The 26,768-nt window shown below is 64.7% G+C and carries 27 protein-coding genes; 19 read left to right on the forward strand and 8 right to left on the reverse strand.

The window, feature by feature from the left end; genetic code table 11:
- The first annotated feature begins 16 nt into the window (after window positions 1-16).
- Window positions 17-1,810 (forward strand): arginine--tRNA ligase, encoded by a 1,794-nt coding sequence (argS, locus tag HXX15_RS10045; RefSeq protein ID WP_296515607.1) that lies wholly within the window; start codon window positions 17-19, stop codon window positions 1,808-1,810.
- Window positions 1,811-1,888: 78 nt separating this feature from the next.
- Here argS and HXX15_RS23160 read toward each other — a convergent pair whose 3' ends face one another.
- Window positions 1,889-2,194, reverse strand: a complete 306-nt coding sequence (locus HXX15_RS23160; protein WP_366558573.1) for a hypothetical protein — start codon at window positions 2,192-2,194, stop codon at window positions 1,889-1,891.
- Window positions 2,195-2,200: 6 nt separating this feature from the next.
- Between HXX15_RS23160 and HXX15_RS10050 the strand changes: the two genes are divergently transcribed.
- The 9 genes from HXX15_RS10050 (at window position 2,201) to HXX15_RS10090 (ending at window position 9,922) form a co-directional block, all read left to right on the forward strand.
- On the forward strand, window positions 2,201-3,337 hold the full coding sequence (locus HXX15_RS10050; protein WP_366558574.1) for an SPOR domain-containing protein: 1,137 nt from the start codon (window positions 2,201-2,203) through the stop codon (window positions 3,335-3,337).
- A 47-nt stretch (window positions 3,338-3,384) separates the two neighbouring features.
- Window positions 3,385-4,410 carry a beta-N-acetylhexosaminidase gene (gene nagZ / locus HXX15_RS10055; RefSeq protein ID WP_296515611.1) on the forward strand — a complete coding sequence of 342 codons (1,026 nt, stop codon included), beginning with the start codon at window positions 3,385-3,387 and terminating at the stop codon, window positions 4,408-4,410.
- Window positions 4,407-5,237: a ScpA family protein gene (locus HXX15_RS10060; RefSeq protein ID WP_296515613.1), complete on the forward strand. Its 831-nt coding sequence runs from the start codon at window positions 4,407-4,409 to the stop codon at window positions 5,235-5,237. Before nagZ ends, HXX15_RS10060 begins: the two co-directional genes overlap by 4 nt.
- Window positions 5,238-5,257: 20 nt before the next feature.
- The gene (gene scpB / locus HXX15_RS10065; protein ID WP_296515614.1) at window positions 5,258-5,986 is read left to right on the forward strand and encodes an SMC-Scp complex subunit ScpB; all 729 of its coding nucleotides are present in this window, start codon (window positions 5,258-5,260) and stop codon (window positions 5,984-5,986) included.
- A 155-nt stretch (window positions 5,987-6,141) separates the two neighbouring features.
- A complete protein-coding gene (locus HXX15_RS10070) occupies window positions 6,142-6,381 on the forward strand; it encodes a twin-arginine translocase TatA/TatE family subunit (RefSeq protein WP_296515617.1) in 240 nt (79 codons plus the stop codon).
- A 124-nt stretch (window positions 6,382-6,505) separates the two neighbouring features.
- A complete protein-coding gene (gene tatB, locus HXX15_RS10075) occupies window positions 6,506-7,039 on the forward strand; it encodes a Sec-independent protein translocase protein TatB (RefSeq protein WP_296515620.1) in 534 nt (177 codons plus the stop codon).
- Complete coding sequence (tatC, locus tag HXX15_RS10080) at window positions 7,036-7,848, forward strand: twin-arginine translocase subunit TatC (protein ID WP_296515622.1); 813 nt, start codon at window positions 7,036-7,038, stop codon at window positions 7,846-7,848. Before tatB ends, tatC begins: the two co-directional genes overlap by 4 nt.
- A gap of 117 nt (window positions 7,849-7,965) precedes the next feature.
- Window positions 7,966-9,357, forward strand: coding sequence for a serine--tRNA ligase (gene serS, locus HXX15_RS10085; protein ID WP_296515623.1), 1,392 nt, complete (start codon window positions 7,966-7,968; stop codon window positions 9,355-9,357).
- 13 nt (window positions 9,358-9,370) lie between these two features.
- On the forward strand, window positions 9,371-9,922 hold the full coding sequence (locus tag HXX15_RS10090; protein ID WP_296515625.1) for a CAP domain-containing protein: 552 nt from the start codon (window positions 9,371-9,373) through the stop codon (window positions 9,920-9,922).
- A gap of 92 nt (window positions 9,923-10,014) precedes the next feature.
- Here the strand turns inward: HXX15_RS10090 and HXX15_RS10095 are convergent, their stop codons facing one another.
- Window positions 10,015-10,293: a hypothetical protein gene (locus tag HXX15_RS10095; RefSeq protein WP_296515627.1), complete on the reverse strand. Its 279-nt coding sequence runs from the start codon at window positions 10,291-10,293 to the stop codon at window positions 10,015-10,017.
- 218 nt (window positions 10,294-10,511) lie between these two features.
- Between HXX15_RS10095 and surE the strand changes: the two genes are divergently transcribed.
- Window positions 10,512-11,279 carry a 5'/3'-nucleotidase SurE gene (gene surE / locus HXX15_RS10100; protein WP_296515628.1) on the forward strand — a complete coding sequence of 256 codons (768 nt, stop codon included), beginning with the start codon at window positions 10,512-10,514 and terminating at the stop codon, window positions 11,277-11,279.
- Window positions 11,280-11,449: 170 nt separating this feature from the next.
- On the opposite strand, the gene HXX15_RS10105 is transcribed toward surE, so the two are convergent.
- Window positions 11,450-11,827, reverse strand: a complete 378-nt coding sequence (locus HXX15_RS10105) for a response regulator (RefSeq protein WP_296515631.1) — start codon at window positions 11,825-11,827, stop codon at window positions 11,450-11,452.
- 233 nt (window positions 11,828-12,060) lie between these two features.
- Between HXX15_RS10105 and HXX15_RS10110 the strand changes: the two genes are divergently transcribed.
- A complete protein-coding gene (locus HXX15_RS10110; RefSeq protein WP_296515633.1) occupies window positions 12,061-12,711 on the forward strand; it encodes a protein-L-isoaspartate(D-aspartate) O-methyltransferase in 651 nt (216 codons plus the stop codon).
- A gap of 95 nt (window positions 12,712-12,806) precedes the next feature.
- On the forward strand, window positions 12,807-14,186 hold the full coding sequence (locus HXX15_RS10115) for a peptidoglycan DD-metalloendopeptidase family protein (protein WP_296515635.1): 1,380 nt from the start codon (window positions 12,807-12,809) through the stop codon (window positions 14,184-14,186).
- Between the two features lie 31 nt (window positions 14,187-14,217).
- On the opposite strand, the gene HXX15_RS10120 is transcribed toward HXX15_RS10115, so the two are convergent.
- Window positions 14,218-16,770, reverse strand: coding sequence for an HWE histidine kinase domain-containing protein (locus tag HXX15_RS10120; RefSeq protein ID WP_296515637.1), 2,553 nt, complete (start codon window positions 16,768-16,770; stop codon window positions 14,218-14,220).
- Between the two features lie 257 nt (window positions 16,771-17,027).
- Entirely contained in the window at window positions 17,028-17,999 is a 972-nt protein-coding gene (locus HXX15_RS10125) for an ATP-binding protein (protein ID WP_296515640.1), read from the reverse strand.
- A 179-nt stretch (window positions 18,000-18,178) separates the two neighbouring features.
- Between HXX15_RS10125 and yajC the strand changes: the two genes are divergently transcribed.
- From yajC to HXX15_RS10150, 5 genes are all read left to right on the forward strand, one after another.
- A complete protein-coding gene (yajC, locus tag HXX15_RS10130) occupies window positions 18,179-18,607 on the forward strand; it encodes a preprotein translocase subunit YajC (protein WP_296515642.1) in 429 nt (142 codons plus the stop codon).
- Between the two features lie 68 nt (window positions 18,608-18,675).
- Entirely contained in the window at window positions 18,676-20,277 is a 1,602-nt protein-coding gene (gene secD, locus HXX15_RS10135) for a protein translocase subunit SecD (RefSeq protein WP_296515645.1), read from the forward strand.
- Between the two features lie 25 nt (window positions 20,278-20,302).
- Window positions 20,303-21,382: a protein translocase subunit SecF gene (secF, locus tag HXX15_RS10140; RefSeq protein WP_296515648.1), complete on the forward strand. Its 1,080-nt coding sequence runs from the start codon at window positions 20,303-20,305 to the stop codon at window positions 21,380-21,382.
- Between the two features lie 3 nt (window positions 21,383-21,385).
- The gene (locus tag HXX15_RS10145) at window positions 21,386-21,769 is read left to right on the forward strand and encodes an Mth938-like domain-containing protein (RefSeq protein ID WP_296515650.1); all 384 of its coding nucleotides are present in this window, start codon (window positions 21,386-21,388) and stop codon (window positions 21,767-21,769) included.
- Window positions 21,766-22,632 carry a phytoene/squalene synthase family protein gene (locus HXX15_RS10150; protein ID WP_296515652.1) on the forward strand — a complete coding sequence of 289 codons (867 nt, stop codon included), beginning with the start codon at window positions 21,766-21,768 and terminating at the stop codon, window positions 22,630-22,632. Before HXX15_RS10145 ends, HXX15_RS10150 begins: the two co-directional genes overlap by 4 nt.
- A gap of 1 nt (window position 22,633) precedes the next feature.
- Here HXX15_RS10150 and trmFO read toward each other — a convergent pair whose 3' ends face one another.
- The 3 genes from trmFO to HXX15_RS10165 form a co-directional block, all read right to left on the reverse strand.
- Window positions 22,634-24,067 carry a methylenetetrahydrofolate--tRNA-(uracil(54)-C(5))-methyltransferase (FADH(2)-oxidizing) TrmFO gene (trmFO, locus tag HXX15_RS10155; RefSeq protein WP_296515654.1) on the reverse strand — a complete coding sequence of 478 codons (1,434 nt, stop codon included), beginning with the start codon at window positions 24,065-24,067 and terminating at the stop codon, window positions 22,634-22,636.
- A gap of 142 nt (window positions 24,068-24,209) precedes the next feature.
- Window positions 24,210-24,362: a DUF1127 domain-containing protein gene (locus HXX15_RS10160; RefSeq protein WP_296515657.1), complete on the reverse strand. Its 153-nt coding sequence runs from the start codon at window positions 24,360-24,362 to the stop codon at window positions 24,210-24,212.
- 496 nt (window positions 24,363-24,858) lie between these two features.
- The gene (locus tag HXX15_RS10165; RefSeq protein ID WP_296515660.1) at window positions 24,859-25,767 is read right to left on the reverse strand and encodes a DUF2189 domain-containing protein; all 909 of its coding nucleotides are present in this window, start codon (window positions 25,765-25,767) and stop codon (window positions 24,859-24,861) included.
- A gap of 439 nt (window positions 25,768-26,206) precedes the next feature.
- Here HXX15_RS10165 and HXX15_RS10170 point away from each other — a divergent pair, with 439 nt between their 5' ends.
- A complete protein-coding gene (locus HXX15_RS10170) occupies window positions 26,207-26,587 on the forward strand; it encodes a DUF3597 domain-containing protein (protein WP_296515662.1) in 381 nt (126 codons plus the stop codon).
- Window positions 26,588-26,768 lie beyond the last annotated feature (181 nt).

A 26,768-nucleotide genomic window follows, 5' to 3' on the forward strand; every position in this document is an offset into this window, starting at 1 on the left:
CGGTCCCGTCAGGTTCATGATCAATCCAGACCAGCCACCGCATCCATTCGCCAACGTGCTCGCGCGCGTCCATGCCGTCTGCGCCGGCCTGATTGCCGAGGGCGTGCTGCCGGCCGGCATCGATCTGGCACGGGTGGTAGTCGAGCCGCCGAAAGACGCCTCCCATGGCGACATGGCCAGCAACGCCGCGATGGTGCTGGCCAAGGAGGCCAAGGCCAAGCCGCGCGACCTCGCCGAAAAGATCGCCGAGAAGCTCCGCGCCGACGAGTTGATCGCCGCGGTGGAAATCGCCGGTCCCGGTTTCATCAACCTGACGCTGAAACCGAAGGTCTGGTCGGACGCGCTGCGCGCGATTCTCGATGCCGGCGCAGCCTATGGCCGGAGCGACATCGGCGCGCGGGAAAAGGTCAACGTCGAATACGTCTCGGCCAATCCGACCGGGCCGATGCATGTCGGCCATTGCCGCGGGGCGGTGTTCGGCGACGCGCTGGCAAGCCTGCTGGATTTCGCCGGCTACGACGTCACCCGCGAATACTACATCAACGACGCCGGCGCCCAGGTCGACGTGTTGGCGCGCTCCGCCTACCTGCGCTACCGCGAGGCGCTCGGCCAAGACATCGGTGCGATCCCGGAAGGGCTGTATCCGGGCGACTATCTGAAGCCGGTGGGGCAGGCGCTCGCGGCCGAGCAAGGCGACAAGCTGTTAGGCCAGCCGGAGCCGGAATGGCTACCCTTGGTGCGCGCCAAGGCGATCGCGATGATGATGGAGGAGATCCGGGGCGATCTCGCCGCGCTCAACATCACCCATGAGGTGTTCTTCTCCGAGCGCTCGCTGATCGACGGTGATGTCAACCGCGTCGCTGCGACCATCGACTTCCTGCGCGCCAAGGGCGACGTCTATCAGGGCCGGTTGCCGCCGCCGAAGGGCGCCCCGGTCGAGGACTACGAGGATCGCGAACAGACCCTGTTCCGCGCTACCGCCTATGGCGACGACGTCGACCGGCCGCTGCTGAAATCGGACGGCGCCTATACCTATTTCGCCTCCGACATCGCCTATCACAAGACCAAGTTCGATAGTGGCTTTCGTAACATGGTCGACGTCTGGGGCTCCGATCACGGCGGCTATATCAAGCGGATGCAGGCGGCGATCAAGGCGGTCACCGAAGGTCAGGCCGCGCTCGACGTCAAGATCGTGCAACTGGTGAAGCTGCTGCGCAACGGCGAGCCGGTGAAGATGTCGAAGCGCTCCGGTGACTTCGTCACCCTGCGCGAGGTGGTGGACGAGGTCGGCTCCGACGCCGTCCGCTTCATGATGCTGTTCCGCAAGAACGACGCGGTGCTGGATTTCGACCTCGCCAAAGTGATCGAGCAGTCCAAAGACAATCCAGTGTTCTACGTCCAGTACGGCCACGCCCGCGGCCACTCGATCTTCCGCAATGCGCGCGAAGTTGTGCCGGATCTGCCGGAGGAGGCGCAGGCGCGGGTGGCGTATTTGCGCAGCGCAGCGGTGGAGCGGCTGACCGACCCCACCGAACTGGATCTGCTGCGACGGCTGGCACTGTTCCCGCGCACTGTGGAGGCCGCGGCGCTGGCCCACGAGCCTCACCGGGTCGCCTTCTACCTTTATGATCTCGCCAGCGAATTTCACGCGCTATGGACGCGGGGGCGCGATTTGCCTCATTTACGCTTCATTATCAATAATGATGCAGAGATAACAAAGGCGCGATTGGCGATGGTCCAGGGCGTCGTCTCGGTTCTGGCATCGGGGCTCGCCGTTCTCGGCGTGCAGGCGCCGGACGAGATGCGATAGGCAGGGGACGGCCGGTCAGATGGGGATCTGCGGCGGCTTTTGACAGCGGCCATTTCGTTTGCAAGGGCGGGTTGGCGGCTATCCCGAAGGGGCAGCGACATCACGATGACCGATCGATATCAGGACCGACCTTTCCCCGCGGCCGACGAGCATCACCGCGCGGCGCAGCAAGCCCCACAAAGCAGCGAGAGCGATCCGCTGGCTGAGCTGGCGCGGCTGATCGGTCAGACTGATCCTTTTACCAATCTCGGTCGGGCCAATCCGGTAGCGCAACCGCGCCGCGACGATCAGCCACACGGCAATGAGCAATACCGGTTGCCGATGCCGGCTCCCGCTTTCGATGATGATGCGCCGGCCGCGCCGCTGCCATCCTGGATGCAGCATCGGCGCTTGAGCGAATCCGAAGCTTCGCCCGAGCCGCATTTCAGCGAGCCGCCGGCGTTCGCGGTTCCGAATTCGCCGCAATACGCCGAGCCATATGCCGATCAGGACCGCTATGACGAGACGCTCTACGGCCGGATCGACCCGGCGCAAGCCCCGTCGACTCTGCCGCCCGGCGACGCCTATTCGAACGACCCTTATGACTACCAGGACCCCTATGGCGATGGCACCGAAGCGCCGAACCTGAAACCGCGCCGCGGCGGCATGTTGACGGTCGTGGCGGTGCTGGCGTTGGCCGTGGTCGGAACCGGAGCGGCGTTCGGCTATCGCACCTATATGGGATCGTCTCGCTCCGGCGAACCACCGGTGATCAAGGCCGATGCCGGTCCGACCAAGGTGGTTCCGGCTCCGGCGGCGGATGCATCGGGTAAGCAAATTCAGGATCGTCTCGGTGGCGGAAGCGGCACCGAGAAGCTGGTGTCGCGCGAGGAGCAACCGATCGATCCGACCGCGACAAGCCCGCGCGTGGTGCTGCCGCAAATGAACCAGATCCCCAATCAGCCTGCGCCGTCCGCCATGGTACCCAGTCCGAGGGCACCGGCCGGTCGGCTGGGCAATGGCACGCTCGGGGGTGACGAGCCGCGCAAGATCCAGACCTTCGCTGTCCGGCCAGACAACGTCGACTCGGCGGCGGTCCCGGTTGCGCCTGCCGCGCGGCCAACCGCGACGCGCAATCCGGCGCCTGCCGCGCCCCGAAATCCGCCAGCTCCGATCGCAAATGCCAACGCCTCCGCCGGCAATGCGCCGCTGTCGCTGTCGCCGCAGGCCGTTGACGCGCCGCGGCCCGCCACTCGCCTGGCCTCCGCTCCGGCCGCGCAGCACACCGCCGGCGCCGGCGGCGATTATCTAGTGCAGATATCGTCGCAACGCAGCGAAGCCGAGGCACGGTCGTCGTTCCGGACCCTGCAGGGCAAGTTCCCCTCGGTGCTCGGCTCCCACCCGCCGTTGATCAAACGGGCGGATCTCGGCGACAAGGGCGTCTATTATCGCGCCATGGTCGGACCGTTCGGATCGCCCGAAGAAGCCTCGCAGTTCTGCGGCAGCCTGAAAAGTGCCGGCGGACAGTGCGTCGTCCAGAGGAATTAGCGGCCGTTTCCTTGACCCTGGGCGATGCCGCGGGCTAATCGGCCCTTATGAGCACGCGCGCTTTCATCACCGGCATCTCCGGACCGAGCCTGACCGACCTCGAGCGTGAATTCTTGCGCGCCGCGCGTCCGTGGGGCTTCATTCTATTCAAGCGAAACATCCAAGATAAGGCCCAAGTCTCTAGTCTCGTGAAAGAATTACGCGATACTGTGGATCGCCAAGACGCTCCGGTCCTGATCGACCAAGAGGGCGGAAGGGTGCAACGGTTGGGGCCGCCGAACTGGCCGTCCTATCCGCCGGGCGCGGTCTTCTCTGCGCTCTATGACACTGATTCGCGGCTGGGTCTCACAGCGGCGCGGCTCAGTGCGCGACTGATCGCTGCCGATCTGGCCGATCTTGGCATCGACGTCGATTGTTTGCCGTTGGCCGATGTTCCGGTCGAAGGCGCCGACGCGGTGATCGGCAATCGGGCCTACGGGACCGAGCCGGGCAAGGTCGCGGCGATCGCGCGTGCGGTGACCGATGGCCTCGCGCAGGGCGGAGTGCTGCCGGTCCTGAAGCACATTCCGGGTCACGGGCGGGCGACTGCAGACACCCATTTCCGGCTGCCGGTGGTCGATACGCCGCGGGACGAGCTGGAACGGACCGATTTTGCGGCGTTCCGACCGCTAGCGGACCTGCCGATGGCGATGACCGCACATGTTGTGTTTAGCGCGCTCGACCCCGCCCAACCGGCGACCACTTCTGCGACAATCATCGAACAGGTGATTCGCAACGATATCGGGTTCCAAGGTCTATTGATGAGCGATGACGTGTCGATGAACGCACTGGCCGGAACCATCGCCGAGCGCACCCGGGCGATCGTGGCGGCGGGGTGCGACATGGTTTTGCATTGCAACGGCAGGCTCGACGAAATGCGTGAGGTCGCGGCTCAAACGCCGGAGCTCGCCGGCAAGGCGCTGATGCGCGCCAACGCGGCGCTGGCCTGCCGCAAACCGCCGCAGCCGTTCGACCGAATCGCGGCGCGGCGCGAACTCGACGATCTGATCGGCCGGGCAGGGATGAGCGCATGACCGCGGAGATATTGTCATTCGAAACCGGCCGCCCCGCCGAGCTGCTCGACGAGGAACCGGCGCTGGTGGTCGATGTCGAGGGCTATGAAGGCCCGCTCGACCTGCTGCTGGCGCTGGCCCGGCAGCAGAAGGTCGATCTGCACAAGATCTCGATTCTGGCGCTGGCCGATCAGTACCTGCTGTTCATCGAGGCAGCCCGCAAGATACGGCTGGAGCTCGCTGCCGATTATCTGGTGATGGCGGCCTGGCTGGCCTATCTCAAATCGCGGCTGCTGCTGCCGGAGCCGCCCAGCGCCGAGGGCCCGAGCGCAGAGGAAATGGCGACCGCGCTGGCTAACCGGCTGCGCCGGCTGGAGGCGATCCGCGAGGCGTCGAACCGGCTGATGACCCGGCCGCAATTGCAGCGCGACATCTTTCCGCGCGGGATGCCGGAGGCGATCGACGAAATCCGTCATCCGCGTTTCACCGCGACGCTGTTCGATCTGCTCAGCGCTTACGCCGCGCAGCGCCAGCAGCGGGTGCTTGCCACGGTGCATCTGGCCAGGCGCACGGTGTGGTCGCTGAGCGAGGCGCGGGCGTCACTGGAGCGGCTGGTCGGGATCGCCGAGGACTGGAGCCGGCTCGACGACTATTTGATCAGCTATGTGGTCGACCCGTCGCAGAAGGCCACTGTGTTCGCCTCGAGCTTCGCCGCGGCGCTGGAACTGGTACGCGAGGGCACCGTCGAGCTTCACCAATCGGAAGCCTTCGCGCCGTTGTATTTTCGTAAGCGACCGTCGCATCCAGCCATGGATGCGATGGCCGTGCCGGACGTTCCGGCAGAGTAGTGGAAGAAGGAGACCGAGCCATGGCAAGTCTGGCGGAAAAGCGCATCGTGGAACTCGAACAGGTCGTCGAGCTCACCGTCGAGCAACCGCAGGCCCGACCGGAAGAACTGCGGCTCTTGGAAGCGCTGCTGTTTGCCTCCGCCGAGCCGCTCGATCAGGCCGCGCTCGCCAAGCGAATGCCGGACGGCGTCGACATCAAGGCGGCGCTGGCGCAGTTGCAGGCTGACTACGCTTGCCGTGGCGTCAACCTGGTGCGCGTCGCCAACAAATGGACGTTCCGCACCGCCGGCGATCTGGCCTGGCTGATGACCAGGGAAACCACCGAAACCCGTCGGCTGTCGCGCGCCGCGATCGAGATGCTGGCCATCATCGCTTACCATCAGCCGGTGACCCGCGCCGAGATCGAGGAGATTCGCGGCGTCATCACCTCCAAGGGCACGCTCGATGTGCTGCTGGAAACCGGCTGGGTGCGCCCGCGCGGACGGCGCAAGTCGCCGGGCCGGCCGCTGACTTTTGGAACCACCGAAGCGTTCCTGTCGCAGTTCAGCCTCGAGGCGCTCGGCGATCTGCCGGGCCTGGAGGAACTGAAAGGCACCGGATTGCTCGATTCCCGGCTTCCCACCGGCTTCAGCGTTCCCACCCCGTCGGACGATCCGATGTTGCGTGAGGACGAGGAGCCGCTGGAAATCGGTGAGCTGGCGCTGGCGCCGCAGGTCGATGTCGACGAGGGCGGCGGAAACGCCGCTTGAACGGGCATCGGCGCAGGTGCCGCTAACCGTGCTCGCAGGCGGTTGTTTAAGTCGCACCATGCGGCGGCTTAAGTCCTTGTTTTTGGCACCCCCTGCGCCTAGTTTCTCGAACAGATTGAGGCTGGCGCGCCGGGCTCGTGTTTGGAGGTTGCAGGATGGGTTCACTCAGCATTTGGCATTGGATCGTCGTGATCGCGGTCGTCCTGCTGCTGTTCGGTCGGGGCAAGATTTCCGATCTGATGGGCGATGTCGCGCAGGGCATCAAGGCCTTTAAGAAGGGCATGCAGGACGATGAAAAGACAGCGGAAAAGCCAGCCGAGCCGGTGAAGTCGATCGATCACGCGGCAACTCCCGGTGCGGCGAACCGCAGCGACGTCGGCAGCAAGGCGGTCTGACCGCGAAACCGTTGCGGCGGGCTTGCGGCGAACCGAAGGCAGGCTGCCGCAAGCAGTAATCGGCCAAGGCAGACGCTAGCGCGCCCGACGTTCGGGTGACGTCAGCGCGTGAGCGGAAGTTTTCATGTTCGATATCGGGTGGAGTGAACTGGTCGTGATCGCGGTCGTCGCGCTGATCGCGATCGGCCCGAAGGAACTGCCTGGCGTGCTGCGCATGGTCGGGCAGTGGATGGGCAAGGCGCGCAAGATGGCCGCCGAATTCCAGGGCCAGTTCAACGACGCCATGCGCGAAGCCGAAATGGCCGACCTGAAGAAATCCTTCGACGAGGTCAAGGAAGCCGCGACCGGATTGTCCGGCGGCAACCTTCTGACCTCGCTGCAGAAGGACGTCAGCGAAGCGATGAGCATCGACAAGATCGAGAACATTGACACGCCCCCGGCGATCCCGACCACGCCGGAGCCGCCGACCCCGGAGACCTTCGTCGAGGCCGAGGCGCATCAACCGGCGATGGAGCCGCTGGCGATCGTCCAAGAGGTGCAGCCGGAGGCACCGGCGGGATTGCCGGTGCCCGCCGAAACCCATGCGCTCGCCGAGCGCGATCTGGTCCAGCCTGATGTTGTCCAGCCCGACCTCGCCAAGGACGCCAAAGCGTCATGAGCGTCGACGACATCGAGGCCAGCAAGGCGCCACTGATGGATCACCTGATCGAGCTGCGTTCGCGGCTGATCAAGGCGCTGTTGGCGTTCGGCATCGCGTTCATTTTCTGCTTCTTCTTCGCCAAGCAGATCTACAACATCCTGGTTTGGCCGTTCGTCTGGATCGCCGGCCCGGAAAACTCGAAATTCATCTACACCGCGCTGCTGGAATATTTTCTGACCCAGCTGAAGCTGGCGATGTTCGGCGCCGGCTTCATCTCGTTTCCAATCATCGCCACCCAGATCTACAAATTCGTCGCGCCCGGCCTCTACAAGCACGAGCGCGGTGCGTTCTTGCCCTATCTGGTCGCCACGCCGGTGTTCTTCGTGATGGGCTCGCTGCTGGTGTATTTCGTGGTGCTGCCGATGCTGGTGCGGTTCTCGCTCGGGATGCAGCAGGCCGGCGGCATCGAGACCGCGCAGATCCAGTTGCTGCCCAAGGTCGGCGAATATCTGTCGCTGATGATGTCGCTGATCTTCGCCTTTGGGCTGGCGTTCCAGCTGCCGGTGATCCTGACCCTGCTGGGCCGGATCGGCATCATCACCTCGAAACAATTACGCGAGAAGCGCCGCTATTTCATCGTCGTCGCCTTCATCATCGCCGCGGTGCTGACGCCGCCCGACGTCATCAGCCAGGCCTCGCTGGCAATCCCGCTGCTGATTCTCTACGAGGGCTCGATCATCTCGGTCAGCATGGTGGAGAAGAATGCGGTGAAGGCCGCCGCTGCGACTGCGGCGGGCGCTTCCCCCGCGCCGCCGCCGGCCGAATAGCACTGGCCTCAATTTGTCATGCCCGGCCTTGTGCCGGGCATCCACGTCTTTTACAGACCCTCGCACCAGGACGTGGATGGCCGGGACGAGCCCGGCCATGACGCAGGACATCTTGCCATGCACGACATCAAATCGATCCGCGACAATCCCGACGCTTTCGACGCCGCCCTGAAGCGGCTGGGGCTGGCCGGCGAGTCGAAGCGGCTGCTGGAGATCGACGAGCGTCGGCGCAGCGCGATCCTAGCCTCGGAGCAGGCGCAAGCGCGGCGCAATGCGGCCTCGAAGGAAATCGGTGACGCCAAGAAGGCGAAGGACGACGCACGCGCTGCCGCACTGATGGCCGAGGTCACCGAACTCAAGACCACGATGCCGCAGATGGAAGCGGCGGTGAAGGCGGCCGATGAGGAGTTGAAGACCGCACTGGCCTCCATTCCGAACCTGCCGCTCGACGAGGTGCCGGAAGGCGCCGACGAGCACGGCAATATCGAGCGGCACCATTTCGGCGCCAAGCGTACCTACGCGTTCACGACGAAGCCGCATGACGATCTCGGTACCGCGTTGAAGATGATGGATTTCGAAGCGGCGGCGAAGCTGTCGGGCGCGCGCTTCGTGGTGCTGAAGAAGGGTCTGGCGCGGCTGGAACGCGCGATTGGGCAGTTCTTCCTCGACGTCCACACCGGCGAGCACGGCTACACCGAAATCAATCCGCCGCTGCTGGTGCGCGACGATGCGATGTTCGGGACGGCGCAATTGCCAAAATTTAGGGATGATCAGTTTAGCGCGCAAAGCAGTTCCATTTTTCAGGAAGCATTTCGGCAAACTAAGACAGAGTTCGATCTTAGAACCGATCTTGACGCTTTCGATCGGCGGCTCACGCAGTTGATGGAAGAACGCAACCTCTGGCTCATCCCCACCGCCGAAGTCCCGCTCACCAATCTGGTCCGCGAATCCATCCTCGACGAAAAGGAACTGCCGATGCGGCTGACCGCATTGACGCAGTGCTTCCGCGCCGAGGCGGGGGCGGCGGGGCGCGATACCCGCGGCATGATCCGGCAGCATCAGTTCACCAAGGTCGAACTGGTCTCGATCACCACGCCGGAGGAGAGCAAGAACGAGCACGAGCGGATGTTGTCCTGCGCCGAGGAAGTGCTGCGCCGGCTCGGGTTGCATTATCGCGTGATGACGTTGTGCACCGGCGACATGGGCTTTGCCTCGCAGAAGACCTACGACATCGAGGTCTGGATGCCGGGGCAGGGCGACGGCGGCGCCTTTCGGGAAATTTCGTCCTGCTCAGTGTGCGGCGATTTCCAGGCCCGTCGGATGGACGCGCGCTATCGTGCCTCCGACGGCAAACCGCGCTTCGTGCATACGCTGAACGGCTCGGGAACGGCCGTGGGGCGCGCGCTGATCGCGGTGATGGAAACCTATCAGCAGGACGACGGCTCGATCGCGGTGCCGGACGTGCTGTTGCCCTATATGGGCGGCGTCAAGGTGATCAGCAATTCGTAGTGCTGACACAGCGATGCGAATTGCGGCGCTGCTGGTGCTGGGCGGCATATTCGTCTGCGGCACGCCGGCGATGGCCCAGAAGGCCGTCGGCGGCCCGGCCGAGATGATCTCCGCGTTCCGCCTGCAGCACGGCGAGAGCCGGGTGACGATGGACCCGACGCTGAACAAAATCGCCCGCGCCCAGGCCGACGCGATGGCGGCGAAGGCGGTACTCGAACATGAGGTGCTGGGGTCATTTAGCTCGCGGGTCGCGCCGGCGAAGGCCGGGACGGCGGCGGAAAATATCGCCTATGGCTATGCCAGCTTTCCGAAGACGTTGCAGCAATGGATCGACTCGTCCGGACATCGCAAGAACCTGCTGCTGCACGATGCGTCGCGGATCGGCGTCGCCAGCGCGAAAAGCGCCAACGGGCAGACCTATTGGGCGATGGTGATCGCCGGCCTCTATGAGCGCCGCGAGCCGCAGCGATCGGAGCCGCTGGTCGCCGTCGCAAAGCCGGCTAAGGAATCAAAGCCGAAGCGCAAGCAGGACTGCCACATCAAACTGCTTGGCCTCTGCCTCTGACATACGTCAGCGCGACGATTGCGCGCCGATGCACCGCAACAGTCATTCCGGAGCGCGAGCAGTTGCGAGCGAACCCGGAAGGACGAAACTTGTTACTCCGCTGCGACCTTGTGAGTACGGGCGGCGGCGGCGTCGCGGTCCATCACGGTACGGCACCCGACGCTCAGATCCGAGCGGTGCGAACGCATGCAGGCGGTGATCTTCGAAACGTTCGGAATATCCGAACTGCATAGCCGGAACGCATCGCTGGTGCACATCTGCGCCGCTTCGTCGCTGTAGGCGTAGCTTGCGGTCGAAGCCATCGACATCGATGCGGCGGCAACCAATGCGAACCCAATCTGGCGAACTGTCTTGATGCTGAAAGCGGTCATGTTCGGCTCCCTGATCGGCCGCCCGATGCGGCTTGTTGATGACCCAGCATGCCTGATCGGGATTCAACGGACTGTGACAGGCGTCACTCAAATTTATTGCGAATGCCGCGGTCGTCGCCCGGCCGGCCTGTCAGGCCGCGGCTCCGGCGAATTTGCCTCCGCCGCGCCGGCCGGATAAGACGACAGCCTCAAGAATGACCGAAAAGGCGATTGAGCGAATGCGGATTCTTTGCACCAATGACGACGGCATCCATGCTCCCGGGCTGAAGGTGGTCGAGGAGATTGCGCGGGCGTTGTCCGACGACGTCTGGGTGGTGGCGCCGGAGCTCGATCAGTCCGGGGTGTCGCATTCGCTGTCGCTGAACGATCCGCTGCGGCTGCGCGAGGTCGGCCCGCGGCATTTCGCGGTACGCGGCACGCCGACCGATTGCGTCATCATGGGCGCGCGGCACATTCTCGGCGCGCAGCTGCCGGACCTGGTGCTGTCCGGCGTCAACAAGGGCCGCAACGTCGCCGAGGACGTGGTCTATTCCGGCACCATCGCGGGCGCGCTGGAGGGCACCATTCTCGGCCTGCCGTCATTCGCGTTGTCCCAGGAGTTTTCGATCGAGACCCGCGACGCGCCGCTGTGGGACACCGCGCTGAAATTCGGTCCCGACATCCTGCGCAAGGTGATCGCCGCCGGGGTGCCGAAGAACACCGTGATCAACGTCAACTTCCCGGCCTGCGCGCCGGACCAGGTCGCCGGCATCATGGTGACGCGGCAGGGCAAGCGCAATCAGGGGTTCCTTCGCGTCGACGAGCGTCGCGACGGCCGCGGCAATCCGTATTTCTGGATCGGCTTTGAGCGCATCGCGGTGGTCGACATGCCGGCCGAGGGCACCGATCTGGCCGCGCTGGCGGCGCGCTACGTCTCGGTGACGCCACTGCGGCTCGACCGCACCGACGAGGCGTTTTCCGAAGCGCTGACCGCGACACTGAAGTAATCGAATCCGGCATTCAGCAAGCCGTCATTCCGGGGCGCGAACAGCTTCAGCTGTGAGCGAACCCGGAATCTCGCGACCCGGCCGTGCTTCGAGATTCCGGGTTCGCTCGCCAAGTGGCTCGCGCCCCGGAATGACGAATTGGCGCCAATACCGGCTACCGGAGCGGAGTGCTAACCCGCTCCGCCGTTCAGCGTGGCGTCGATCATGTCCTTCAGCGATTCGATCTGGAACGGCTTCTGCAACGCCGGGCGATCGCGGTAATCTTCCGGCACGCCCTGTGCGCCGTAGCCGGTGGCGAAAATGAACGGGCGGTTGCGCGCCTTCAACAGGTCGGCGACCGGCGAGATCACCTTGCCGTTGACGTTGACGTCGAGGATCGCGATGTCGAACTCGGTCGAGCCGGCGAGCTTGATCGCTTCGTTGATCTCGCCGGTTTCGGCGGCAACGCTGTAGCCCAACTCCTCGAGCATGTCAGCGACCATCATCCTGATCATCGCCTCGTCCTCGACCAGGAACACCGAGCCGCCGGGAGGCCGCGTTATCGTCATCGCCGGAATCCTTGTCAGCCATGGCACCGCCAAACCCGCGTTCGGCGCATCCGTAGTCAAATTTGCAAAATTGTCCGACAGACGCAATCGCAACCTGCTTGTGTCACAGCGCAGTGAACGTCAAGGCTTGCCAAGTTCCAGCGCCGGAACAACAATTCGCTGAAAATTTCACCTGTTCGCAGCAATGCGAGGGCTGCCCGCCGCAGCGAGCCACGCCAGCCCGAGAGAGTGCCATGCCAAGCGCCACCCAGCCGCCCGAGAAGATGATGTTCCAACTCAGTCTGCGGCGGCGCGGCATCAGCGACCAGGCGGTGCTGCACGCCATGGAGGCGGTGCCGCGCGACCTGTTCGTCGAGCCGGAGGACCGCGCCTACGCCTGGCGTGACTCCGCGCTGGCGATTGCCTGCGGCCAGACCATCAGTCAGCCCTTCGTGGTGGCCTATATGACCGAACAGCTGCAACTGCGCCCCGGTCACCGTGTACTCGAGATCGGCACCGGATCGGGCTACCAGGCCGCGATCCTGTCGCGGCTGTGCCGTCAGGTGATCAGCATGGAGCGGTTCAAGACCCTGGCCGATCGCGCCCGCAACCGGCTCGAGCAACTGCGCTGCGACAATGTCGAGGTGCTGCTCGGCGACGGCTTCGACGTGCCGGCCGGGGCAGGGCAGTTCGACCGCATTATCGTCACCGCGGCGATGCGGGAAATCCCGCAGGCCCTGCTCGAGCGGCTGGAACCGGACGGCATCCTGATCGCGCCGGTCGGACCGCAGCACAGCGCCCAAACCCTGATCAGGGTCCATCGCACCAAGGACGGATTCGAGCGCAAGCCGCTGGTCGACGTCCGCTTCGTGCCGGCGCTGCCCGGCATCGCGCGCGAACTATAGGCCGCCGCCGACAAGCTCGCCGCAGGGTTAAAGGCTTGTTTACTGGGAAGGTGTTTACTCAAATCACAAGTTCTGTTGCGTATGAGTGAGTAACCATGTCCCGCGTAATCGAGTTGCTATGCTCGCGCCGCACTCCGCAGGTTGCGGTGCTGGCGTTGATGTCGATCGGTTTCAGCGGCTGCAGCGCCGACATGCAGAGCCGCTTCCAGGAGAACCCGTTCGCGACACGCGAGGCCACCGGTTCGGTGCCGACGCGGAGCGGGCAGGTTGAACGCGCCGAGCTGCCGCAATATGCGCGACCGCAATATCAGCCGCAGCAACAGCCGCAATATCAATCGCAAGCGCTGCCGCCGCCGATCTCGGCCCCACGCAGCTATCCGGTCGCCAATGCCGGCCATGCCGATGGCGGCGTGTCGGGCGGAGGCCGCGGGATCGCGTCTTACACACCGCCCGCAAGTGCCCCGATCGAGGCCACCGGCAGCGTCGCGCCGCGCTCGGTTGCCGCCACAAAGCCTTCGGCGCGTCCTGCCGGCACCACTATCATCGTCGGCACCAGCGATACGCTGGACGCGCTGGCGCAGCGCTACCACGTCACCTCGGCCGAGATCCTGCATGCCAACGGCTACAGGGGCCCACGCGCCTTGCAGCCCGGCCAGTCGCTGATCATCCCACAGCGCTCGGCCAGCGCCCAGCCGCCGGCTCTGGCGGCCCCGACCAGCCGTCCGGTCGCCGTCGCTGCGGCCCCAGCCGCGAGTCCGGCGCGGGTCCACTTCGTCAACCCCGGCGATACCCTGGCGAGCATCGCACGCCGCAACCACGTGCCGGTCGCCACGCTGGCCCAGGCCAACGGTCTTGACGTCAAGGCCAAGCTCAAGGTCGGCTCCAAGCTCTCGGTGCCGACCGGTCCCACGGCCGCGGCCACCGCACCGACGCAACCCGTCGCAGCGGCACCCGTCGCGGCTGCGCCGGTCAAGATGGCGGCGGTTTCCGCCGAGCCGCTGCAGAAGGCGCGGATGGCGACTGCGACGACGACTCCCGAGGAAGCCGTTGCCGCGACCCAATCGCCGGCAAAGACCGCGGAAGCTACCGGCACGCTGCCAACCTTCCGCTGGCCGGTCCGCGGTCGCGTCATCACCAGCTACGGCGCCAAGACCAACGGCAAATCGAACGACGGTATCAACGTCGCGGTGCCGGAAGGGACGCCGATCAAAGCCGCTGAGGACGGCGTGGTGGCCTATTCCGGCAACGAGCTGAAGGGCTATGGCAACCTGGTTCTGGTTCGACACTCCAACGGCTACGTCACCGCATATGCCCATGCGAGTGAGCTGATGGTAAAACGCGGCGAGACGATCAAGCGGGGCCAGACCATCGCCAAATCGGGCCAGTCGGGCGAGGTGGGGTCGCCGCAGCTCCACTTCGAGATCCGCAAGGGATCCTCGCCGGTCGACCCGCTGCAATTCCTCAACGGCGCGTAAGCGCCGCGTAGGTCCAGGTCACGCGGCAGGGTCAGCCCTGCCGTTGGTCTTTCTGCGCGCCTGACCGAGTCGGCTGCGTCGCCCGGATCGCCTTCAGCAACGCCTCACGGTGATACGGCTTGGCGACGACAGGCGCATCCTTGAACGGCTCCGGCAGCGCCAAGCCATAGCCGGTGCCGAACGCGAAGGGGATATTGGCCGCCCGCAGTTCGCTCGCCACCGGCATGCTGGTTTCCGATCCCAGGTTGACGTCGAGCAGTGCGAAGCGGAACTCGTGCGCCGCCATCGCCTCGATCGCCTCGGCTACCGATTTCACCACGATCACGGGATCGGCGCCGAGCGATTGCAGCATGTCCCCGGCATCGGCCGCGATGAACAGATTGTCCTCGACCAACATGCAGGCGCCGGTCAGCGGTTTCGATTCGGCGGTGCCGGCCGTCTCAGCGCTCGATGTCGGCGGCGTCGGCGCGACCACGCATTCGGCAACCGCTGCGGGAAGCACCAGCTCAAGACGGAATCCGCTCGGTAGGTAGTGCAGCACGCTGCTACCCCTCAGCTCGAACGGAATCATCTTTTCGAGCATGGTGGTGCCAAAACCCCGTCGGACCGGGCGCGTCACCGGCGGTCCACCGAATTCCTGCCAGATCACGCTGACGTTGCCGACCGCATCGGCGGAAGTCTCGACCCGGATGCCGCCGCCGGGTTTCGATAGCGCGCCGTATTTCCTGGTGTTGGTGACGAGCTCATGGATCACCAGCGTCAACGGTGTGCAGGCGCTGGATTGCAGCGTCACGTCGGGGCCGGTCAGCGTCAGTCGGCCCTCGCCCTCGCTCAGCTCAGCCCGCAGCAACTGCCGCAGCGACAGCGGCTGCCAGCCCACGGTGGACAGGAAATCATGGGCGCGGGCCAGCGATTGAATCCGCTGGTCGAGGCTTTCAACCAGGCTGGAGACGTCGGTCGCTGACGCCGCACTCTGGGTGATCAACCCGCGCACCAGACCCAGAATGTTGCGAACCCGATGATTGAGTTCGGCGATCAAAATTTCCTGGTTTCGCTGCGCCGAGGCCCGCTCGGATTCGGTAAACTCCGACAATCGCAGCACCAGTTCGATCAGCGTTAATCGCAGCGCCTCGGCGGCGCGGATTTCGCGCTTCTCCCAATGCCGGGACTGGCCGTGGACGATTTCACACCAGGCCTCGAAGCTCTTGCGCGGCGTCAGCCGGACACCGCTCGGGCCGGTGGTCTCGATCTTGCCGGGCTCGCCGGCCCAGGTCACGGTTTTCGCGATCTCGCGGCGGAAGAACACCAAATAGTCGCGGGGCAGCCGCGAGATCGGAATCGACAACAGTCCGGCGGCGCGCATCGGGTAGTCGGCGGCGGGCGGAAATTGCTCTTCCAGGCAATGCGTCGCAAATACTTTCCCGGCAGCAGTCTTGTTCAAGAACTTGACGATCTGAAAGAATTCCTCCCGGGTCGGCGTGGTGCCGCTGAGGCTGATTTCGCCGCCATAATAGATGCCGATGCCGTCGGATGGGACGTAGTCGGAGACTCCGGCCAAGAATGCCGGAAGATTTCCGAGCGAGGCGCCTGGCGCGGCGAATGCTGCGGCGACCTGGTCGTGGATTTGGCGGGCGCGTTCTTCGTAGACGCTGTCGGCGCGGCGCTGCTGCGACTCCAAATGAGACGAAAAAAACTGGCCGAACAACTCCGCGGTCGATCTCATTTCAACGCCGATATCGCGTGGCTCGCGATCATGGCAAACAATCAGGCCCCACAGCCCTCCGTCGACCAGGATCGAAATTGACATCGAGGCGCGCACGCCCATGTTGCGCAGATATTCGAGATGGACCGGCGACACGCTGCGCAGGTCGCACATCGACATATCGAGTCTGGCGCCATCCGGCAGCACCTGTGGCGTCACCGGCACAGGTGCTGCGTGGGAATCCTCGATCAGGCGAATATAGTTGCGCTGATACAGCGCGCGGGCCTGCGCGGGGATGTCCGAGGCGGGATAATGGTGGCCGAGATAGGATGGCAGACCGCTCTCGGCGCATTCGGCGACCACTTCGCCTGAGCCGTCGGCATCGAACCGATAGATCATCACCCGCTCGAACCCGGTGAGAGCTTGGATCTGGCGAGCCGCCTCATTGTAAAGCGCTTGCGGTGTTTGGTTGCGTTGGACTCGCGCCATCATCGCCCGCAACACCGGCAACGGCGATCCGGGATCGCCGGCCGAGCGCTCGAACTCCAGAACGATTTCAGGACCGGAAAAATGCGCGGCGATGTCGAACAGTGCATCGTCTGGACCGAGCGAACGCCGGAACAGCCGCCCGACGGTAGCTGTGCCAGAAACCGATTGCAGCCGACCGCCAATGTCGTGCAACAGATCGACGGGCAGTATGGTCTTGACGGGGTGGCCGACGATCTGGTCGTGCGGGCGCTTCAGGTAGTCAGACACGTTCTCTGAAGCGCGCAGCACGATCCAGTCGGCGTTCACCGTCAGCAGAAAGCCGATCGGTTGGATGCCACCGAGCAAGTGAATCTCTTCGCTCTCGCAATTCAGCAAAGCCGTCTGATCGTCCATTATCATTCCATGCCCGACGCATTGGCTCGTCGATCTTCGGGGACTGATTAGAGGATTAGATTGCAGTGCTGGTGCGGATCCCACCTGACTTAGATCAATGTCTAAGGGCCGCATGACGAACAAGGGCGAGCGCCGGTCCGGGATGATCGGTCACCGGGGGCGGGCGCCCGGTCCTTCATGCAGGCGATTGCCGGGGGCCCAAGCTGGTCTCGATCGGTCGTCGGCGCGGAATTTGTTCGGAAACGGCCAGGGGCGACCTAGCCGCCCCTGATCCGTACGCCCAAACGCCCCGCCAGTTCCTGGGTGAATTGCCAGGCGACGCGGCCGGAGCGGGCGCCGCGCGTCGTCGACCATTCCAGCGCCTCGCGCTCGAGTTCGGCCTCGTTCATCGAGATGCCGAAATGGCCGCAATAGCCTTTCACCATCGCCAAGTATTCGTCCTGGCTGCAGCGATGGAAGCCGAGCCACAGCCCGAACCGATCCGACAGCGACACCTTCTCCTCGACGGCTTCGCCGGGATTGATCGCGGTGGAGCGCTCGTTCTCGACCATCTCGCGCGCCAGCAGATGCCGGCGGTTCGAGGTCGCGTACAGGATCACGTTGTCGGGGCGGCCCTCGATGCCGCCTTCCAGCACGGCCTTCAACGATTTGTACGAGGCGTCGTTGCCGTCGAACGACAGATCGTCACAGAATACGATGAAGCGGAATTCGGATGCGCGTAGTTGCGTCATCAGCGCCGGCAGGCTTTCGATGTCCTCGCGGTGGATCTCGATCAGCTTCAGTTTGCCGGCGACGTCGGGACGGGCGTTGACGCTGGCATGCGCCGCTTTCACCAGGCTCGACTTGCCCATCCCGCGCGCGCCCCACAGCAAAGCGTTGTTGGCGGGCAGGCCGGTGGCGAAGCGTTCGGTGTTCTCGATCAGGATATCGCGCATCCGGTCGATGCCCTGCAGCAGTTCCAGATCAACCCGGCTGACCTTCGACACGCCGCTCAGCCGCCCGTCCGGGTGCCAGACAAACGCTTCCGCGCTCGCCAACGAAGCGGCGCCGGGCCGATCGGCTGCGGCGGCGGTGAGCTGCGCCAGGATCGCCTCGAGCGCCAGCGCGATTCGCTGCTCTGCGGTAGGATTTGACGCCTTGCGCGGACGTTTTGCCGCACTCGCGCGGGATTTCGACGGCGCAGCCTTGGCGACCACGCGGGACGCGGTTTTGACGGGCTTCTTGGACATCATCTAACTTCCTGACGGTGCAGCTTTATTGAGCTTCGGCGCGGGCTGCGAGGGGCCGAAATGAGCGGGCTTGGCGGCGTTGCAATTGGGACCGCGGCCGCTATAGTCCGCGCGAATTTGCCAGGCCGGCCAACGTCCATGCGTCGCGCCGGCGCGCTCCATTTCACGGGGAATATCCGATGTTTGTGACTCCTGCGTTTGCTCAGGCCGCTGCCGCCGGCGGCGATACCAACAGCATGTTGATGTCGCTTCTGCCGTTCGCGCTGATCTTTGTCATCATGTATTTCCTGATTCTGCGGCCGCAGCAGAAGAAGGTGAAGGATCACGCCGAACTGGTGAAGAACATCCGGCGCGGCGACACCATCATCACCTCGGGCGGCCTGGTCGGCAAGGTTACCAAGGTGGTCGACGACGACCAGATCGAGTTCGAAGTCTCCGACGGCGTCCGGGTCCGGCAGATGCGGCAGATGATTTCCGGCGTGCGCGCCAAGGGCGAGCCCGTCAAGGAACGCGAGAAGGACAAGGAAAAGTCCAAGGACACGACCAAGGAAACCACCAAGGACGCGGACAAGACCGAGCCGTCCAAGGACGATACGGCCTCAAGCTGACGCGATTACCGAGTTCGCCTCGCGGCGCTGCAAGCGCCGCCATTTTCGGATTCTGACGGGACAACTCGATGCTGTATTTCACGCGGTGGAAGGCGCTGGCGATCATTCTGACCGCGCTGGCGGTGTGCCTTTGCGCCGTTCCGAATTTCTTCCCTGAGCACACCGTCAAGACCTGGCCGAAATGGGCGCAGCGTCACCTGGTGCTCGGGCTCGATCTGCAGGGCGGTTCGCACATCCTGCTCGAGGTCGATTCCAATTCGGTGAAAAAGGACAAGCTCGATCAGGTCCGCGACGACGTCCGCCGCATCTTGCGCGAAGCCAAGATCGTCTACACCGGCCTTGCCGCCCGCGCCGACTATGCCGAGGTTCGCATCAGCAAGGATGCCGAAATCCCGACCGCGCTGACCAAGCTGCGCGAGCTGTCGCAGCCGCTGGGTGGACTGCTCGGCGCCAACGGCCAGCGCAGCCTTGAGGTGTCCGACGCCGGCGGCGGTCTGATCCGGCTCACGGTGCCGCCGGCGGCGATCGCCGACCGGGTGCGCCAGTCGGTCGAACAATCGATCCAGATCGTCGAGCGCCGCGTCAACGAACTCGGCACCGTCGAACCCTTGATCCAGCGCCAGGGCACGGACCGCATTCTTGTCCAGGTTCCGGGCCTGCAGGACCCGACCCGGTTGAAAGAACTACTCGGCAAGACCGCGAAGCTCGATTTCCGGATGGTCGATTCGACCGTGCCGCCGGAGCAGGCGATGCGGGGCGGGGTGTCGGCCGATTCCGAAGTGCTGATGAGTTCGCAAAGCCCCAAGACCCCCTATGTGATCAAGAAGTCGGTGCTGGTTTCCGGCGCCGATCTGACCGACGCCCAGCCGGGCTTCGACCAGCGCTCCGGCGAACCGATCGTCAGCTTCCGCTTCAACACCTCGGGCGCGCGTAAATTCGCCCGCGCGACGACCGACAATGTCGGCCAGCCGTTCGCGATCGTGCTCGACAACGAGGTGATCTCGGCGCCGGTGATCCGCGAGCCGATCATCGGCGGCTCCGGCCAGATTTCCGGCAGCTTCACCGTGCAGGGCGCCAACGACCTGTCGATCCTGCTGCGCGCCGGCGCGCTGCCGGCGCCGCTCACCATCATCGAGGAACGCACCGTCGGCCCCGGGCTCGGGCAGGACTCGATCGAAAAGGGCGAGCTCGCCGCCTATGTCGGCTCGATCCTCGTCATCGTCTTCATGCTGCTGACCTACCGGCTGTTCGGCGTGTTCGCCAACATCGCGGTGGCGATCAACGTGGCGATGATCTTCGGCGTGCTGTCGCTGCTGAACGCGACGCTGACGCTGCCCGGCATCGCCGGCATCGTGCTCACCGTCGGCATCGCGGTGGACTCCAACGTGCTGATCTACGAGCGCATCCGCGAGGAAATCCGCGGCGGCCGCAACGCGATCTCGGCGATCGACGCCGGCTTCAAGCGCGCGCTGTCGACCATCCTGGATTCCAACATCACCACCTTCATTGCCGCGGCGGTGCTATTCTATATCGGCACTGGCCCGGTGCGCGGCTTCGCCGTGACGCTCGGCATCGGCATCATCACCACGGTCTTCACCGCCTTCACCCTGACCCGGCTGATCGTCGCCGCCTGGGTACGTTGGAAGCGGCCGCACAGCGTGCCGATCTAATGACCCGAATCCGAAAGAGCCGGCTGTGACACACTGGATATTGATTGGGCTGGGCGTGGTGATCGTGGCGCTGACGGTGGTCAGCATCATGGGCTGGCTGCCGTCGCTGCGCATCGTGCCCGACGACACCCATTTCGACTTCACCCGGTTTCGCCGCATCAGCTTCCCGATCTCGGCGCTGCTGTCGATCCTGGCGATCACGCTGTTCTTCACCCACGGGCTGAATTTCGGCATCGACTTCAAAGGCGGCACGCTGCTCGAGGTGAAGGTCAAGACCGGCGTTGCCGACATTCCAGGGATGCGCGCGACGCTCAGCGGCCTCGGCCTCGGCGATGTGCAGCTGCAGCAGTTCGGCGGCCCCGCCGAGGTGCTGATCCGGGTCTCGGAACAGCCCGGCGGCGACGCCGCCCAGCAGGCCGCAGTGCAGAAGGTGCGCGGCGCGCTCGGCGACAATGTCGATTACCGCCGCGTCGAAGTGGTCGGCCCGCGGGTCTCCAGCGAATTGCTGGCCTACGGCATGCTCGGCCTGATGCTGGCGATCCTCGGGATTCTGGTCTACCTCTGGTTCCGGTTCGAGTGGCAGTTCGCGCTCGGCGCGATGATCGCCAACGTCCACGACATCGTGCTGACGATCGGCTTCATGTCGATCACCCAGGTCGATTTCGACCTCACCAGCATCGCGGCGTTGCTGACCATTCTGGGCTATTCGCTGAACGATACGGTGGTGATCTACGACCGGATCCGCGAAATGCTGAGGCGCTACAAGAAAATGCCGATGCCGCAACTGCTCAACGAATCGATCAATTCGACGCTGTCGCGTTCGATCATCACTCACGTCACGGTGACGCTGGCGCTGCTGGCGCTCTTGCTGTTCGGCGGCAACGCGATCCACTCCTTCACGGCGGTGATGATGTTCGGCGTGGTGCTGGTCGGCACCTATACCTCGATCTTCATCGCGGCGCCGATCCTGATCTATCTTGGCGTCGGCACTCACCGCCAGGACGGCCCGGACGACAAGCCGGCCAAGATCGAGAAGGCCGAAGCGGCCGAGACGGCTTTGCAGCCAGCGAAGCCCGAAAAGGTCGCCAAGCCCCGGAAGCGCTGAGCCTTGGCGGACCACCCTGACACTCCGTATCTTCCGCGATCGGCATCGGTCGAGGCCTACGGCAAGGGCGGGTTCTATTTCGACGAGATGTCGCATCAGGGCTCGCTGCTGTTTCTGCCCGACGCGGTGTGGGGCTGGGCGGTGACCGCGCCGGAGCAGATCGACCGGGCTTCGCTGACGCGGGTGTTCGAGGCGGCGGCAAAGATCGACACCCTGATCATCGGCACCGGAACTGGCGTGTGGCGGCCGCAGGCACCGTTGCGCGAGGCGCTGCGTGCGGTCGGCGTGGTGTTGGACCCGATGCAGACCGGACCCGCGATCCGCACCTACAACATCATGATCGGCGAACGGAGGCGGGTCGCTGCGGCGCTGATCGCGGTGCCATGAGTAGCGACATCAGATCGACGCCGTCGGCGGCGGCGTTCTGCGCCGAGCTGGTGCGCAGTCACGATTTCGAGCGCTACGCCACGACGCTATTCGTCGATCCCGTGAGCCGCCGCGCGCTGCTGGCGCTCTACGCCTTCAATGTCGAGATCGTCCGGGTGCGCGAGCAGGTGAGCCAGCCGCTGCCGGGCGAAATCCGATTGCAATGGTGGAGCGACATGCTGGCCGGCACTTCGCATGGCGGCGTCGAGGGCAATCCGGTCGCCGCCGAATTGCAGCTCGCGATCAAGGCGCATGCGCTGCCGCTCGCGCCGCTGTCGCGGCTGATCGAGGAGCATCATTTCGACCTCTACAACGATCCGATGCCGACGCTGCCGGCGCTGGAGGCCTATCTCGACGACACCGGTTCGGCCTTGTTCGGGCTGGCGGCGCGGATTCTCGGTCACCGTTCGGACGCGATCGATCACGCGGCCCGCCACGCCGGCCTAGCTCAGGGCATCACGCGGGTGCTGGCGATGCTGCCGTTCGATTCATCGCGGCGGCAATTGTTCGTACCGCTGCAAGTGCTGGAGCGGCACGGCAGCGGCCTCGAACAAGCCTTCGCCGGCGTCGAGACCCCGACGCTGCGCGCCGCGCTGGATCAGCTGGTCGCTGAGGCGAAGGGGCACCTGGCCACGGCGCTGGCGCTGTTGCCCGATCTGCCTGCCGAAGCCCGCCCGGCATTCCTGCCGCTGGCGCTGACGCAGCGCGATCTGGCACGGCTGTCGCGGGCCGATACCAACCCGTTCGTCCCTGTCGCGCGCTCGCGGCTGGCGACACTATGGACACTGTGGCGGGCACAGCGGTCGAAACCGTTCCGGGGCTGAGTTACGCCGCCTTCGCCACCCGCAGCTGTTCCGCAATCCAGGTATCGAGATCGACCAGCGCGCGGGCGCTGAGCGCCTGCTTCTTCGCCACCGTCTTGTCGGTGCCGCGCAGCCGCTTGCCGTCCGGACCCTTGGTCGGCGGTTGGGCGAGCGGCGGAAACAGCCCGAAATTGACGTTCATCGGTTGAAACGAGCGCGGCCCGGCATCGATGGTCTCGAGGTGGCCGCCGGTGATGTGGCCGAGCAGGGCGCCGAGCGCGGTGGTCGAGGGCGGCTGGGCCAGCGCAGCGCCGCGGGCATCGGCGGCGGCATAGAGCCCGGCGATCAGCCCGATCGAGGCGGATTCGACATAGCCCTCGCAGCCGGTCATTTGGCCGGCGAAGCGCAGCCGCGGCTGCCCGCGCAGGCGGAGCTGCGTGTCGAGCAGCTTTGGCGAGTTCAGAAACGTGTTGCGATGCAGTCCGCCAAGCCTTGCGAATTCGGCATTTTCCAGCCCTGGAATGCTGCGGAAAATCCGCATCTGCGCGCCATGCTTCAGCTTGGTCTGGAAGCCGACCATGTTGTAGAGCGTGCCGAGCTTATTATCCTGGCGTAGCTGGACGATGGCGTAGGCCTTCACCTGCGGATCGTTCGGATTGGTCAGCCCGACCGGCTTCATCGGGCCGAACCGCAGCGTCTCGCGGCCGCGCTCGGCCATCACCTCGATCGGCAGGCAGCCGTCGAAATACGGCGTGTTGGTTTCCCACTCCTTGAAGTCGACCTTATCGCCTTCGAGCAGCGCATCGACGAAGTCGTGATACTGCGCCTCGGTCATCGGGCAATTGATGTAGTCGGCACCGGTGCCGCCGGGGCCGACCTTGTCGTAGCGCGACTGAAACCACGCCACCGACATGTCGATCGAGTCCTTGTGCACGATCGGCGCGATCGCGTCGAAGAACGCCAGCGCGTCCTCGCCCGACAGCGCGCGGATCGCATCCGCCAGCGGCGCCGAGGTGAGCGGGCCGGTGGCGACGATGACATTGTGCCAGTCGGCCGGCGGCAGGCCGGTAATTTCACTGCGGCTGATCTCGATCAGGGGATGCTCGGTGAGCGCCTTGGTGACGGCGGCCGAGAAGCCGTTGCGATCCACCGCCAGCGCGCCGCCGGCCGGCACCTGGTTGGCGTCGGCCGCGCGCATCACCAGCGAACCGAGCCGACGCATTTCGGCATGCAGCAGGCCGACGGCGTTGTTGGCGGCGTCGTCGGACCGGAATGAATTGGAGCAGACCAGCTCGGCGAGGCCGTCGGTCTGATGCGCCTCGGTCATCCGTTGCGGCCGCATCTCGTGCAGCACAACGCGGACGCCGGCGCTGGCGACCTGCCAGGCGGCTTCAGAGCCGGCGAGGCCGGCGCCAATGATATGGACGGTTGGGTCGGTCGGGGATGGATTGGACATCCGCCACTGCTAGCGCGTTTCGGCGCGGCGCGAAATCCGTATCGCGTGCGGCGCACGCTTCAGGCCGGGTTCCGGAGCCCGGATACGACAACGCCCGCTGCAAGGCGGGCGTTATCCGTGAACAGGTCGGTACTGAATTGGATCAGCCGTTGTAGTGACCGGACGCGACGCGCGGAATGTCCGAACGATCGAGCCCAATATCGGCCAGTTCGCGATCGCTGAGCTGGGACAGTTCAGCAACGTTACGCTGATAATCCCGAAACGCACGGAAGGCGCGGATGAGCGAAAGCAACATGGAAAGTCTCCTTATCTCAGATTCAGCACTTGCCCAGCACTGAATCGTTGAAATGAATATAGATCACCCAATCGCGCCGCGGCACTACAAATGTTGCACTGCAGCTAGACTGCGCGTGCATGGCTTAGGCAAGGAATGCTTAACCGAATTGCTCGTGAGGTCGACGCGCAGAACGTCGCACCCAGCGCAAATAAGATGTGGTCGCAACTGCAAGAGGGCACCGGCAGGCGGCATGATTGCGCGCAAAATACGGGCATTCCGCCGCCGGAGATCGGTCGCTCGTGGCCTGCCTGGATGCGCCAAAGCCCCGCGGCTCACGTACAATTTTAGGATTTCGGCGCCTCGACAGCATGCGCGATTCGCATGCACCACAAAGCTGAATTATTGTTCAGTCGTTCTTTGAGGTGAATCAAAACAGCTCTTTGGCGCAAGCCGAAAGCCATCGAATCCGAGCCGGAAATCGATGGCTTTCGCGTCAGTGCGAGCCGTGACGGAACTATTTTTCGTCGTTCTTCCATTGGAACAGCGACGCCGGAAAATCGGCGGCAGAGCGTTTGATCTTGTTGGCGGGCGGAATCACCGGGGGATTCGGATTGGGCTCCACCACCTTGCGATAGAGATGCCAGGTCGCGTGGCCGAGCAGCGGGATCACCACCGCGAGGCCGAGGAACGCCGGCAGCGAGCCGACCACCAGCAGCGCCGCGACGATCAGGCCCCAAGCCGCCATCTGTACCGGGTTGCGGGCCACGGCGCGGAGCGAGGTCGTCACCGCGTCGGCGACCCCGGCGTGGCGGTCCAGCATCATCGGGAACGACACCACGCTGAGGCAGAGCGCGGCGACCGCGAACAGGAAGCCAACCCCGCAGCCGACCAGGATCAGGTTCCAGCCCTCCGGCGTGGTCAGCACGCGCCGGACAAAATCCGGCACTGCGGCCGCCGGGGCGTTGCCGAATGCCGAGACATAGACCGCCTGCGCCACCGCGATCCAGACCACGAAGATCGCCAGCAGGATGGCGCCGAGCCCGAGCATGGCGCCGAATGACGGCGAGCGCAGCACCTCAGTGGCGTGCCAGGCCGAAGCCGGTTCGCCGGTCTCGCGACGGCGGCTGAGTTCATAGAGGCCGAGCGCCGCGAATGGCCCGACCAGCGCGAAACCGGCCGCGAGCGGAAACAGCAGCGGCAACACCGAATAGCCGAGCGCGGCGCGCGCCAGCGCCAGGCCGAGAGCCGGATAGATGATGCACAGCATGATGGCGTGGCTGGGCACCGCCTTGAAATCGTCCCAGCCGAGCCGCAGCGCGTCGTGCAGGTCCGAGAAGGTGATGCGGTGGATCACCGGCGCCGGCAGGGCATCGGCGCTGGCTTGAAGCATCTGCTCGGTCTCCACCGAATATGGAGTCGCCATGGTCGTTCTCCCTTGTTGCAGACCATGGTCCTCCGCCGATATCGGCGAGGCTGGAGCTGCGCGGAAACGATCACGATCAAGCCAGACGCGAGAGCAAACAGAGTGAACTGGACTTGCCGCGACCTGTTAGCGTGAGCCTAACGCCGATCCGGCGATCAGGTTGCTCACGGTTCGGTGAAGGTCGTATTTGTCACAGCGTGTACGGCTACTGAGCGAGCGCGAGCGGATGTGACCGTTGGTGGATCGCGCTGCAGCAAACTGCACGCGATCGGTGTGTCCATCGATCCGTCGCACCATTGCCATATTTGGCAAGCGCATCGCCAAGGGCTAAGCTCGCTTCACTTCCGAACCGGTCCCGCCGGTTCGACGCGGCGTTCACAGACCACATCAGCATGCGCTTCGTTAGCCTCACCCTGTCATTGCGACATTGGAGAATTGAATGAGCATTTTCGGAAAGATCATGAGCGCCATCTTCGGCACCAAGGCCGATGCAGCAACTCCCGGCACCGCTGGCGGCGCCGCGCCGTCCGCCGGTTCATCGACGGGCGGAGCGTCCGCGCCGACCGTCGACGTCGCGCCGATCCTCGACAAGGCCGTCGCCAGCAAGGGCGAGAAGCTGGAATGGCGCACCTCGATCGTCGACCTGATGAAGGCGCTCGATATCGATTCCAGCCTGTCGGCACGCAAGGAACTCGCCAAGGAGCTCGGCTACACTGGCGACACCGGCGATTCCGCCAGCATGAACATCTGGCTGCACAAGCAGGTGATGACCAAACTCGCCGCCAATGGCGGCAAGCTGCCGCCGGAGATCAAGCACTGACCTAACCGGGGTTCCGACACACGAGGGCCCGCCGTTTTGGCGGGTCTTTTCGTGTTGCAACGCATCGCGCCGACCGGCGGTCGTCGCATAATTCCAAACGGAATATCTGGTGGCGGCGCTTGTTTGATGCTGTGCTCGCGGCCGAGCAAGAGACAAGAAACCACGCAAGAAACGACCCGAG

The sequence above is a fragment of the Rhodopseudomonas sp. genome, assembly GCF_013377015.1.
In the GTDB taxonomy this organism is placed as follows: Bacteria; Pseudomonadota; Alphaproteobacteria; order Rhizobiales; family Xanthobacteraceae; genus JARJEH01.

Bases quoted from the DNA above. Each gene is read 5' to 3' on its own strand.
- HXX15_RS10120 (WP_296515637.1), bottom strand. From the start codon at position 16,770: ATGGACGATCAGACGGCTTTGCTGAATTGCGAGAGCGAAGAGATTCAC.
- HXX15_RS10165 (WP_296515660.1), bottom strand. From the start codon at position 25,767: ATGGCGACTCCATATTCGGTGGAGACCGAGCAGATGCTTCAAGCCAGC.
- surE (WP_296515628.1), top strand. From the start codon at position 10,512: ATGCGGATTCTTTGCACCAATGACGACGGCATCCATGCTCCCGGGCTG.
- yajC (WP_296515642.1), top strand. From the start codon at position 18,179: ATGTTTGTGACTCCTGCGTTTGCTCAGGCCGCTGCCGCCGGCGGCGAT.
- nagZ (WP_296515611.1), top strand. From the start codon at position 3,385: ATGAGCACGCGCGCTTTCATCACCGGCATCTCCGGACCGAGCCTGACC.
- HXX15_RS10150 (WP_296515652.1), top strand. From the start codon at position 21,766: ATGAGTAGCGACATCAGATCGACGCCGTCGGCGGCGGCGTTCTGCGCC.
- tatB (WP_296515620.1), top strand. From the start codon at position 6,506: ATGTTCGATATCGGGTGGAGTGAACTGGTCGTGATCGCGGTCGTCGCG.
- HXX15_RS10115 (WP_296515635.1), top strand. From the start codon at position 12,807: ATGTCCCGCGTAATCGAGTTGCTATGCTCGCGCCGCACTCCGCAGGTT.
- HXX15_RS10125 (WP_296515640.1), bottom strand. From the start codon at position 17,999: ATGTCCAAGAAGCCCGTCAAAACCGCGTCCCGCGTGGTCGCCAAGGCT.
- argS (WP_296515607.1), top strand. From the start codon at position 17: ATGATCAATCCAGACCAGCCACCGCATCCATTCGCCAACGTGCTCGCG.
- HXX15_RS23160 (WP_366558573.1), bottom strand. From the start codon at position 2,194: ATGCTGCATCCAGGATGGCAGCGGCGCGGCCGGCGCATCATCATCGAA.
- serS (WP_296515623.1), top strand. From the start codon at position 7,966: ATGCACGACATCAAATCGATCCGCGACAATCCCGACGCTTTCGACGCC.
- HXX15_RS10060 (WP_296515613.1), top strand. From the start codon at position 4,407: ATGACCGCGGAGATATTGTCATTCGAAACCGGCCGCCCCGCCGAGCTG.
- tatC (WP_296515622.1), top strand. From the start codon at position 7,036: ATGAGCGTCGACGACATCGAGGCCAGCAAGGCGCCACTGATGGATCAC.
- secD (WP_296515645.1), top strand. From the start codon at position 18,676: ATGCTGTATTTCACGCGGTGGAAGGCGCTGGCGATCATTCTGACCGCG.
- trmFO (WP_296515654.1), bottom strand. From the start codon at position 24,067: ATGTCCAATCCATCCCCGACCGACCCAACCGTCCATATCATTGGCGCC.
- HXX15_RS10160 (WP_296515657.1), bottom strand. From the start codon at position 24,362: ATGTTGCTTTCGCTCATCCGCGCCTTCCGTGCGTTTCGGGATTATCAG.
- HXX15_RS10070 (WP_296515617.1), top strand. From the start codon at position 6,142: ATGGGTTCACTCAGCATTTGGCATTGGATCGTCGTGATCGCGGTCGTC.
- HXX15_RS10105 (WP_296515631.1), bottom strand. From the start codon at position 11,827: ATGACGATAACGCGGCCTCCCGGCGGCTCGGTGTTCCTGGTCGAGGAC.
- HXX15_RS10110 (WP_296515633.1), top strand. From the start codon at position 12,061: ATGCCAAGCGCCACCCAGCCGCCCGAGAAGATGATGTTCCAACTCAGT.
- HXX15_RS10170 (WP_296515662.1), top strand. From the start codon at position 26,207: ATGAGCATTTTCGGAAAGATCATGAGCGCCATCTTCGGCACCAAGGCC.
- HXX15_RS10090 (WP_296515625.1), top strand. From the start codon at position 9,371: ATGCGAATTGCGGCGCTGCTGGTGCTGGGCGGCATATTCGTCTGCGGC.
- scpB (WP_296515614.1), top strand. From the start codon at position 5,258: ATGGCAAGTCTGGCGGAAAAGCGCATCGTGGAACTCGAACAGGTCGTC.
- HXX15_RS10095 (WP_296515627.1), bottom strand. From the start codon at position 10,293: ATGACCGCTTTCAGCATCAAGACAGTTCGCCAGATTGGGTTCGCATTG.